The organism is Aquiflexum sp., assembly GCF_041751335.1.
Classification (GTDB): domain Bacteria; phylum Bacteroidota; class Bacteroidia; order Cytophagales; family Cyclobacteriaceae; genus Aquiflexum.
The window spans coordinates 1-11,200 of record NZ_JBGSXS010000144.1 but is presented as its reverse complement, the minus strand read 5'-3'; the positions used below and the strand labels follow the sequence as shown (position 1 = coordinate 11,200).

The window sequence follows — 11,200 nt, the reverse complement described above, 5'->3', positions numbered from 1 at the left end:
CCTCTGATTTAAATTCACGCGTCCACCGTCTGATCAAATCAGCGCCTATCCCCAATTCCTTGCCTATGGCAGTACTGGTCTTACCGCTCAGATGCAACTCTACTGCCATTCTTTTGAAGGAATCGTCAAATTTTCTTCTTTTTCTTTTACTCATTGATCCAAATTTAAGAAAAGAGCTTAACTTAATGTCTATTCAAATGTAGCAGGTCCACTATCCGGTCACTACCCACCAACCCCGACAGGGGTTGAATTCTGCCCTGAGCCTCCAGCCCATGTGGGTACCACCTCTCTCATCCATCTAAACAGCGTAGTCTGACATGTCCATAATCCCACAGCACTAATTAAACCCTTACAGGGTTTTGGGTCCCTTACGCCTCCTCTTATTCCACCGGGTTCCACCCGGGGCAAATACTCTAGCGGGATTCAATCCCTCCGGGATTTCTCGTTATTCGAAGCCTCTGGCTTTGTGACTCCTGAGTAGGGCGTTTGTACGCCTATATTTTCTTCGCCCATGTGAGTGTCTCCACTCACATCCAACCCATATGGTGTATCCTCACCCATGTCTGATCTCATTCATATCCATATCGTCCGTGCCGATGGCACTTCATGTCAACGCTACTTCCTTTTTATATCGGCAATAAATTACCGGGCTAGTATATCGTTCATGCCCACGGAATTTTTCTTTTGGTTCCTGCTGCCCGGTCTTGGCTCCCCGATACTCAATGCAGGCTTTCTCTCTCGGCTCTCGTTTCTCGGTTCTCGGCTCATTATTTGCCTTCATCCTTCATCCCTTCTCCTTCATCCTTAACCCTTTATCCTTCAAATCTAAACTCTAAAATCTAAACTCTAAACTCTAAAATCCAAACTCCCAAACCCCCACCTCAACCCCATTCCCCCCAAGACTCTCCTTCCATTTGATCAAGCTTGCGATTGGATTTCCTGTTCTGGTATCCAAGGAAGTCCCCAAACTCAGATAAGATTTGTCTAAATTGAATTTATCCAGCAAGACTCCAAAAAGCAGGTCCAATGCCCTGCTTTCCCTTCCTTTGGCTGTACTCGCTATATATTGACAATGAACAACCTCATTTTGAAAGAAGAGGACCGTTCCTGCCAACATTTCGGTTTCCTGATACACCACATAAAGTTTGATATTTTTTTGAAAACGGGACTTCAAATACAGTATCTCTTCCAAACTATGGACAGGTTGGTTATGGAATTTTTCAAAAAGATGGGGTTCAAGAACTTTTTTCCAAAAACCTTCAAAATCAGGTGACTCCTCAACCATTAACCCCAAGGATTCTGCTTTCTTTCTCCCCCATTTCCTTCCCCTGGCCGAAATCTCAAAAGGTAAAGTTGTGGCATGAAAAATAGATTTTTTGACCAATTCAGGCTCAAGTTTTCGGATTATTGTTTTCATGGTTAAAGTACTTCCCGAGCAAAAAAAATCAGGTACCAACCTGACTTCCAAAGATTGACAGCCTTTGGTTCGAAAGTATTGTAAGGTGTCATTTATAACAATCGTAAGCAGTTCCTCTTCCAGATCCTTGCGGAAAATCCAACCCGAATGGGTAAGTCCCCTATGGGAATAAACCTGATTACCTGATTTTTCTGCCGGAAATACAGCCACAGGTTTTTCTCGGTCAAAGAAAATCAAAGAACATTCATCGAATCGATCTCCATGGTAGGTTATAAAATCCCTTTGATGGATAAAAGTACCATTGATACTTGAACCAACTACAGCATCCCAATCGGCTTTAAATTCAGACTGATAAGGCTTTAAAATCAAAGATGATGACATGTTGATTGCTTTTTCTAATTTTAATGGATCCTTGGCTTCGATCGCCAATCAGGAAATGTATAATAAACATAAATAGAACCTCTTGAGATCCCTCGTGCCTACCAATGACGTGAACCTTAAAATACCCCTCGGCAAGCTCGGGGAACGGATGATTTGGTTAACTGAGGAATGACGCCTTCTTCTACCCTCACCCTTCTTCTTTCCCAAATCTACACTCTAAAATCATCCTATCTGTGTAAGGTTACTCAAATTAAACCGTGGATGTGTAGACTCATTTCCCCCATTTCCATATCGTCCGTGCCTATGGCACTCATGGCAACCTTTTTTCCTTATAATCCCGGCAATAAATTACCGGGCTATAATTTCGGTCATTCCTACGGAATTTTTTCTCTAGCTTCCTGCAACCAGGCAGGGTTTGTCTCTTGGTTTTTGTTTCTTGCATCTTGGCTCTAAAATCTCGTTTCTCGCCTCTCGCTTCTAAAATCTACCTACACCCTTCATCCATCCTTTTTTGTTTGTTTGCTCTTGGCTCTAAAATCTCGTTTCTCGTTTCTCGCTTCTCGCTTCTCGCTTCTAAAATATACCAACATCCTTCATCCATCCTCTTTTGCCTTCTGAGACTGAACACTCCCTACCGCACCTCCCCCTTCGCCATCCTAATGTACCTACCTTTCCCCCGCCATGCCAATAAGACCAAAAGACTGAATAACACTCCCCCTACAAAATACACGGTAAATGACATCATCTCCCCAAAATGCATCCAATACCTTTGGGCAGGAAATGCTTGGATGACTTCCCTTTGGATTGACAGCAGCGCATCAGACATCCCATTCACATTCAGAGGCCACCAAAAGGCCGAAAGCAATAAATTCAAGCCTCCAACAACGTACAAATCCTTATCCAATATCCGGTAGGTCCTCAATGCCTTCAGCAACAAAAACACCAGAAAAGGAATCAAAGGCATCAGCAACCTGGATTCAGGATGCAATACCAAAACAAACAGGATAAGACAGACCACTGTAAATCCCATTCCCAACTTGGCCATTTCTTTGAGCATCCTGGGGAAAAACACCAGGGAAAGCGGGATAAGGAATCCAAAATACATCAAATGCCCAACAAGAAAATCCAGTGGAAACCGCAGCATGTTCCCAAAATAAGCCTGTGCAAGCCCCTCCGTATTGAAATTATTGTTGCTCCCTGACAACAGAAAAACAATAAAAACAAAGGCCAACAGGATAGATACCAGTCTGATGACTTTTGGTGATTTAAGCTTTTTTCTGAACAGCAGCCAACTTTGTTTCCATTGAATGGGATTTTTGATCATAAACACAAAAACAAAAGCGACCATTGACAATAGAGAAAGCTTATGCAGAATTATGTCCCAAGTTTGGCCGTTTGCAAATCGTCCTGTAAAAGCGCTGATAAGTATCAGGAGAAACAGGAATATGGCCGAAGCCAAAATTGGGAAAAAGGATTTTGGCCTGGGCCCCTCATGCAGTTGCATGGCATCACTAGGCAAAAAGATCAGAATCAAGCCCGTTAACAATAATGTGGGCCAAACAAACCCACCTACGATAGAGACCAAAAATAGCTTTTGCCGCTCATGCCTTACAAAATAATTGACCTGTCCTATTCCTAAAATCAAAGCGGTAAAATCAGTGGCAAAAGGATTGTACCAAGTCTCTTTCAAAATGGCAAAATTGGCAAACAAAAGGAAAAATCCCAAAAAGGTCATGGAGCTTCTTAACCGCATTTTTTTGGTCAGCGAAAAATACCAGTAAATCCCCGGAATCAGCATCAAGAAATGAAATATCAACATCCCACTCATCAGGCTATCATAATCATGGTCAAACCCAAACATCGAGAATATCATATTGACCATGGCAAATGGCAGCAAGCGTTGAATCTGAACTACATTATAGCTTTCATTTTCTATTTTATCCAAAAAGGAAACTGCTACCTCTCTGAAAAATAAGCCATCGCCATAAGCCCCTTCATTGATGGGTACTTTTTCTCCCAAAATCTGGAAAATGACAATTGCCAGTAACACTGAAATAAAAATACCTCGCTGCAAATCTGTAAATTTATGAGTGATTAATATTTGGCTAAAATATCCAAAATTTTCTAATCCAAATATTTTGAACTGATTTTTAATTTGTCCAAAATAACATTCAAACATGCTATTTTTCAATACTTTTTTTTTGAAAAAATAAATCTGAAATACAAAGAGTTAAAAGTGGTTTTTGCATAAAAAAGCCTTTTAAGTTTTAATTTCTTAGTACCAATCAAAAAAACATTTTTATTATTTATGTTTTTGGATTAGTTTACATGCCATTTAATAAAATTCATTAAATCAAACAGATGGATTTATTAAGTCAGAAAAATCACATATTTGAGTAGTATAAAATTACCATGAAATACCCTTTCCTCCCTAAATATCTCCGCATTATTCCACTTCTATTTTTATTTTTTTCCATTGGTGAAAATAGTCAAGCCCAGAATTTTTTCGGCACACTTTATAAAACAGATCATGTCCATGATGAGCATTGTGGTGCTGTGGATTTTGAAATGATGCTACAGGAAAAATATGGCAGGCAGGATGTCAATGAAACGTTTGAGGCTTGGATGCAGGAAAAGATCAGGGATAGAAAATCCAATCCGGCAATTCAAAGAAATCAACAGGAAGTCAGGTTAATACCAGTTGTTATCCATGTCATACACAACGGCACCGAGATCGGTGAAGGCGCAAATATACCTATGGTACAGATTGAATCCCAGATGAGGGTTCTAAATGAGGATTTCCGAAGACTGAATCAAGATGCCAATCAAACGCCAACCCAATACCTCCCGGTGGCAGCCGATGCACATATAGAATTCGTTTTGGCAAAGCAAGATCCCCGTGGAAGGCCGACAAATGGCGTGGTCAGAGTTGAGGGCCCCAGAGCTTCATATTCCATTGAAAACCTGCTTCTTTCAGGGCAAATTTCTCTATGGCCGCCAGAAGACTATTTAAATATATGGGTAATGCCCATCTCAGGTCCTTTGGGTGTAGGTTCACCTCCAATATCAAGTTTGCCCGGTTGGGGAAATCTTATTTTCCCAAGGGAGTCCAATGGGATTTGGGTAGATTATAGGTGGTTTGGAGAGGGTGGGAATGCTGTACCTGAATCAAGGGGTCGAATTGCAACCCATGAAGTAGGCCATTTTTTTAGTTTGCGTCATATTTGGGGAGATGGAGGATGTAATGTGGATGATTTTGTGGATGATACCCCGCTCCAAGAAGGAAATAACAACTTTGTTTGTAGAATTGGACAGCCTAGGTTTACCTGTGGTAGCAGGGACATGACCGAAAATTACATGGATTACACGTCTGATGCCTGTCAAAATTTATTTACCCAAGGCCAGGTAGACCGATTTAATGTCGTATTAGCGGAAAGTCCTTTTAGAGCAAGTTTGGTAAATGGCCGGGCAACAATTGCTCCGGATCGCTTTGAAAATGACATGGGCATAGAAAGGGTGATCGAACCATTGGACCTGCTCTGCAACCTCGAGTTTACTCCCATGGTTGAGGTTTTCAACAATGGGCTCAACAGGGTCAATTCCGCACGTATTACCATTAGTAACAACGGCGTTATTTTAGAAACAAAAGACTTTGAACTGGACTTGGGTGAATTTGAAGCACAAACCCTATCTTTTGATCCTGTCTCCCTTCCGCCCGCAGGTAATAATTTTGTGATCAGGATTGTATTGGTAAACAATGTCGTTGACCCCAATCCCTCAAACAATGAATTTACTTCCGCACCGGTGATCCAACCAGAAATTGGTTTGCCTTATTCACTGGATTTTGATGATATTGGACAAGATTGGATCATTTCCAATCCTGACGAAGGCCTAACTTGGGAAGAAACTGATTTAACCTTGGATGGACAAAGCACCAAGGCATTGGTAGTCAGGAATTTTATTTATGAAAATGAAGGAACAAGTGATTTGTTGATTTCTCCTAGAATAGACCTGACCAATATTCCCAACGCCCAGCTTACCTTCCTTGTAGCACATGCCCCGAGGCCAGATGTCAATATCTCTGATGTGTTGGTAGTAGCGGTGTCCACGGATTGCGGCAATAATTTTGACATCTTAGATCCCCCGTATGAAAAGGATCCATTGTTTTTATCCACTTCAGATCCTACTTCAACCGAATTTATTCCAACACGCAACGATCAGTTTAGAAGAGAAATCCTGGACCTCAGTCCCTATGCGGGAAATCCAAATGTCAGGATTGCCATCATCAATCAAAATGACAATGGGAATAACATTTACATCAAAGACATTCAATTATTAGATCAGGAGCAATTTAGGTATGATGTATCTATTGATAATCTGAATACACCATTGCCGATCAGCGCCAATTTGAATACAGAAGAAAACCTCAGCATCACCAATACGGGCAATTTACCCTTAACCGGATTTATTTTCAGAAGAAGGACAAATGCCTCCCCAGCTCAGCTTTATGTGTTCCGGGGCCTTGTTTCTCCAGGTGAAACGGTGGATCTTATTTTGCCCAAATCCACCACCGAAGGAAACAATAGACTCGATTACTCTATTTTTTTCCCGAGTTTTGACCAGAATATGCGTGGTCAAATTGAACTCATCCGCTATGTAATTCATGATTCGGAAAGACTGCTGTCACCATGGCGGGAAAGCTTCATCAATGTTCCAAATATACGTCCCTGGATTTCGGTCAATCCCGAAGGTAATATAACGGCTTTTACTTTGGCTCCGGTCCAATCAGGAATTCAAGCGGATAATTCCGTAGTGATCCAGAATACATTGACCAATAATAGCTATTGGTTTGGCACGCCTATCTTGGATTTGTCGAGAAGTTCACAGGCAAGTATTCTTTTTGAATTGGCCGCAGGTCAGGTAAGTCCAAATACTGTATTTAGAGTTCTTGGAAGTCAGGATGCTGGAAATACTTATAAAGAATTATGGAGAAAAACCGGTTCTGAAATTTCAACTGTAAGCACCCCGGATGTTGACCGAAACAGCAGAGAAAGTTATAGAGAAGAATTTATAGACCTGTCAGAGTTTGCTGGTAGGGGAAATCAAAACGGAAGGGTTGCATTTGTTTTGGAAAATGGGGATCAAAACAACAGCCCAATTTACCTGGATAATTTTGAATTCTTCCTCAGTGCCAATCCCGAACCAGTTAGACCTGAACTTGGCAGTCCAGTTCTTTACCCGAACCCTGCCAGAGATGTATTCAATTTGGCATTTAACCTAAGGAGTTTTGAAAATGTCAATATTCAGATCATCAGCTCAAATGGTGCTTTGGTCCATGATGTGGACTATCCAAATACCCTCAACCAAACATATTCCTTTAGTTCCAGAAATTTCTCCAAAGGTTTATTTATCATCAAAATCACGAGCCGAAACATCTCCGAGACCAAAAAGCTTTTTATCCATTAATGAAGTAATGTAAGTGGTCGATTTTGCGTTTATCCGAATTGGCTGGCTTTATTGTATTAACAAAAAAATAATGGAACCACAAAAGTGACAAAAGAAAACAAAAGTTAATGAAAATCAACTTAGAGTAAAAAAGTCTTTTGTTCCCTTTTGTTTCTTTTGTGGATCAAATAAAATTTCCTAAGTGATTATCCAATTGGATTTAAACACTCGGGTTTCTATCTTGTAAGCAGGAGAAGACCCTAACCCTTACAAACCCATGAAAAAAACCAAGAACAATAACCCTTCCCGTCGGGAATTTATCAAAAATGCAGCCATTGCCTCATCCATTTTTATCGTCCCCAGACATGTACTTGGAGGAGTTGGCTTTACGGCACCATCAGACCAATTGAACCTGGCAGCCATAGGTGCAGGGGGAAAAGGGTCAAGTGACATTATGAATGCTTCAGTTAAAGGCAGAGAAAGAGTAATTGCACTTTGCGATGTGGATTTCTCCGGATCTGCGAAAACATCAGTCGGAAATTTCCCAAAAGCCAAATTGTATGCCGATTACCGGGAAATGCTGGACAAAGAAAAAGATATTGATGCGGTGACCATTTCCACCCCTGACCATGTCCATGGACCTGCGGCTGCTATGGCAATGCAAAAGGGTATCCATGTCTATGTACAAAAGCCCCTGACACACAATATTCAAGAAGCAAGGATTTTGACCGAAATGGCCAGAAAGCAAAAAGTAGTAACACAAATGGGCAATCAGGGCGGATCTAATGAATATTTGAACCTGGTCCAAAAATGGGTGGATTCAGGCAAATTGGGAAAAATATCCAAAGTACAGGTCTGGACAAACCGTCCCGTTTGGCCCCAGGGTTTTGCCTTTCCCCAACCCGAACCAAGTAAAAAACCCAATGACCTAAACTGGAATCTGTGGCTTGGACCTGCCCCTGAGATTCCGTACACGCCCAATTTACATCCATTCAATTGGAGGGGTTGGTGGGATTATGGAACAGGTGCACTTGGGGACGTTGGCTGTCACTTGATAGATATCCCTTTCAGAACTTTGGGACTACATTACCCCAAAAGCGCAGAATGTAGTGTAGGTACCGTATTCACCCGCATGTGGACCCCTGATTACCATCCTGAGGGTTGTCCTGCTTCCTCCTTCATCACGCTTCACTTTGATGCAACTGACAAAAGCAAGTCTCCAATAGAAATGACATGGAGCGATGGGGGCATCAGACCTTCCCATCCCGATATCATACCTGCCGATCATGATATCGGTGGAAGAGACAGTGCCAATGGTGTACTCATTATCGGCGAAAAAGGGATTATCTCTACCAACATCAATGACAGTTCCCCGCTGATGCCCAAACTCTACCTCAATGATGGCACCACTGAATTCGGACCCGAAACAGAGGAAAACATTGAACCTGAATATGGACACCAAAGAAAATGGGTTGATGCCTGTAAAGCGGGATTTGGAAGTGCCGAACACAAAGCATTGACTTCTTCCTTTGATTATGCCGGTCCGATGACAGAAACCGTTTTGATGGGCAATTTGGCGATCCGAAGCTATATGCTAAGAAGAGAAAACAGCAAAGGCCAAATGGAATTTTATGGTCGAAAGAAGCTGCTATGGGATGGAGAAAACATGTTGATTACTAACCTAGAAGAAGCTAATCAGTTTGTGGGAAGAGAACATAGAGAAGGATTTGGGATGTAGAATTTAGGAGTTAAAAATTATCCCTACCACTGAAATTAAAATTAGAAAAATTCTCTCACAGATTTCTCAGATATCCACAGATAGTATCATTATTGTCTTTGGAAATCTGTGATATCTGTGAGCTTTTAATTTAATAGCTTCCTAAATGAAATTCAATAAACTACACCAACCCACCTCAAAATCCATCTGGACCGGTCGCACATCCGATGACCTGCAATATTGGCATCAGGCTATTCAATGCCTCCCGGACTTGAACATCCCCATGGATGCCAAAGGAAAAAAGGTGGGAATACTCGGATATGCAGGAGAAGAAGGAGTAACCCGAAATCGAGGAAGGAAAGGTGCTGCAAACGGACCCAATGCCATTCGAAAAATGATGGCGCCAATGGCCTATCACCTGCCTGACGAATCTCAGCTGTTTGATCTTGGTGATATTGTCTCCATGGGAAATAATATGGAGCAAAGTCATGACGTCATTTCCGAAACTGTATCACATCTTCTGGGCAATAAAGTTTTTCCGGTTTTGCTGGGTGGTGGACATGACCTGGCATTTGCACATGGACGTGGGGTATTTAATCATGTGAAAGCCAAAGGTGAAAAACTGGGCATCATCAACCTGGATGCGCATTTTGACCTTAGGCCTATGGTGGATGGCAAGGGACATTCAGGTTCTCCCTTCTTTCAATTGGCCAAAGATTCTACTTCTGATTTTCATTATTTATGCTTCGGAATCCAAAGTGCAGCCAATCCCGCCTCCCTTTTCACAACAGCCAAACAATTGAAAGTTTCTTGGATGGAGATGGAAGATTTTAAACTTTCCAATTGGGAAAATATCGTGCTGGTTTTAAATGATTTTTGCAACAGTGTCAATAAAATCTATTTGACCATTGACTTGGATGGGTTTTCATCCGCCTACGCACCCGGCGTCAGTGCCCCCTCCCCTATGGGTTTTTCTCCTGAACTTGCTTTTAAAGTACTCGACTGGATTGCACGTTCCGGGAAATTGATCAGCATGGATGTAGTAGAATTAAATCCCGAGTTTGACCAAGACAATGCCACCGCTAGACTTGCAGCGAGGTGTGTTGAATTCGTTTTGAGGAAACATTTGTAATTTTTGATATCAATCAATTGGATTGAACGCTGATGACGCTGATGTAACAGATTTTCGCTGATTTTTTTTACCTGCGTAAATCCGTCAAATCAGCGTTACACAAAAACCCTAAAAACAAAGGAGTAAGAACTATATGAAACAAGACATGGTCCTCAATTTCATAATTTGCATCATGTATGTATGCAATGATGCCAATAAAATGGTAATTCAATATAAATCTCGCTAGGAAACTGAAATGTCCAGTACATCGGACTTCCGACTTCCGACCTGTTTGCAATAGAATATTGGGTTACTGGCATAGAAGCGGATAACCATTATGTATTTCTTAAACTATAACAACTCAATCGGAAACTCCCTAAAAGTATCCAAAAGACCATCACTTGGATTCAATTCTGTCACAAGCACATCAATGGCATTCAAATCACAGGTTTGATAGCGTTGTACAGAATGTAGCTTATCCGAAACGGAAAGGATGACCGTTTTTTTTGCAGATTCAATCATCGCCTTTTTTACCTGCACTACCTCCCAATCAAACTCCGTAAGTCCAAACTTAGGATCAAGATAACCTGTTCCCAAAAACAACATGTCCACCCGTATCTGTGAGAGTGAGTTGACCACCGTACCCCCTATTGCAAATTTTGCTTCATGGAGCAATTTTCCACCCAAAAAAATCACTTCCACATTAGGGAACTCCATCAACTCCAAAGCAATATGCAGACTGGGCGTAAACACTGTCAATTCAATCTTTCTCGGAAATACCTTTACCAATTCAAGATTGGTAGTTCCTCCACTCATTAGAATAATCTGACCGGACCTCAAAAGAGAAACGGCCTTCTCCGCAATTACAATTTTTTTTGATTGCAAATAGACATTTCCATCATTTTTGGAAAAGGTCATAAAACCAAAGGAAGTCGCTCCCCCATGCACTTTCTTCAGCTTTTTTTCTTTGTGCAATTCCTTTACGTCTCTCCTGACTGTGTCTATAGAAACATTCAAAGATTCAGATAAATCATTTAATAAAACCCTGTGATGTAAGTAAACTTGGTCTAGGATATATTTTTGACGTTCTTCTTTAAGCATGATCTTAGATTTCGGTTTTTTGCAGGGA

The 11,200-nt window shown here is 41.3% G+C and carries 7 protein-coding genes; 3 read left to right on the top strand and 4 right to left on the bottom strand.

Features of this window, described 5'->3' with window-relative positions:
- The 3 genes from ACEW8U_RS07895 to ACEW8U_RS07885 all read right to left on the bottom strand — a co-directional run.
- Positions 1 to 154, bottom strand: a 154-nt coding sequence (locus ACEW8U_RS07895) for a transposase (protein WP_373521495.1), incomplete at its 3' end; no start/stop codon positions are given.
- 699 nt (positions 155 to 853) lie between these two features.
- The gene (locus tag ACEW8U_RS07890) at positions 854 to 1,798 is read right to left on the bottom strand and encodes a hypothetical protein (RefSeq protein ID WP_373521494.1); all 945 of its coding nucleotides are present in this window, start codon (positions 1,796 to 1,798) and stop codon (positions 854 to 856) included.
- Between the two features lie 631 nt (positions 1,799 to 2,429).
- The gene (locus tag ACEW8U_RS07885; protein ID WP_373521493.1) at positions 2,430 to 3,872 is read right to left on the bottom strand and encodes a hypothetical protein; all 1,443 of its coding nucleotides are present in this window, start codon (positions 3,870 to 3,872) and stop codon (positions 2,430 to 2,432) included.
- A gap of 338 nt (positions 3,873 to 4,210) precedes the next feature.
- Here ACEW8U_RS07885 and ACEW8U_RS07880 point away from each other — a divergent pair, with 338 nt between their 5' ends.
- From ACEW8U_RS07880 to hutG, 3 genes are all read left to right on the top strand, one after another.
- Positions 4,211 to 7,264 carry a choice-of-anchor J domain-containing protein gene (locus ACEW8U_RS07880; RefSeq protein WP_373521492.1) on the top strand — a complete coding sequence of 1,018 codons (3,054 nt, stop codon included), beginning with the start codon at positions 4,211 to 4,213 and terminating at the stop codon, positions 7,262 to 7,264.
- 256 nt (positions 7,265 to 7,520) lie between these two features.
- Complete coding sequence (locus tag ACEW8U_RS07875) at positions 7,521 to 8,981, top strand: Gfo/Idh/MocA family protein (protein ID WP_373521491.1); 1,461 nt, start codon at positions 7,521 to 7,523, stop codon at positions 8,979 to 8,981.
- Positions 8,982 to 9,126: 145 nt separating this feature from the next.
- Positions 9,127 to 10,092 (top strand): formimidoylglutamase, encoded by a 966-nt coding sequence (gene hutG, locus ACEW8U_RS07870; protein WP_373521490.1) that lies wholly within the window; start codon positions 9,127 to 9,129, stop codon positions 10,090 to 10,092.
- 330 nt (positions 10,093 to 10,422) lie between these two features.
- Here hutG and ACEW8U_RS07865 read toward each other — a convergent pair.
- The coding region (locus ACEW8U_RS07865; RefSeq protein ID WP_373521489.1) for a DeoR/GlpR family DNA-binding transcription regulator at positions 10,423 to 11,200 on the bottom strand (778 nt) is incomplete at its 5' end.

Coding starts and splice junctions, on each gene's coding strand:
- ACEW8U_RS07890 (WP_373521494.1), bottom strand. CDS start 1,798: ATGTCATCATCTTTGATTTTAAAGCCTTATCAGTCTGAATTTAAAGCC.
- ACEW8U_RS07880 (WP_373521492.1), top strand. CDS start 4,211: ATGAAATACCCTTTCCTCCCTAAATATCTCCGCATTATTCCACTTCTA.
- ACEW8U_RS07875 (WP_373521491.1), top strand. CDS start 7,521: ATGAAAAAAACCAAGAACAATAACCCTTCCCGTCGGGAATTTATCAAA.
- hutG (WP_373521490.1), top strand. CDS start 9,127: ATGAAATTCAATAAACTACACCAACCCACCTCAAAATCCATCTGGACC.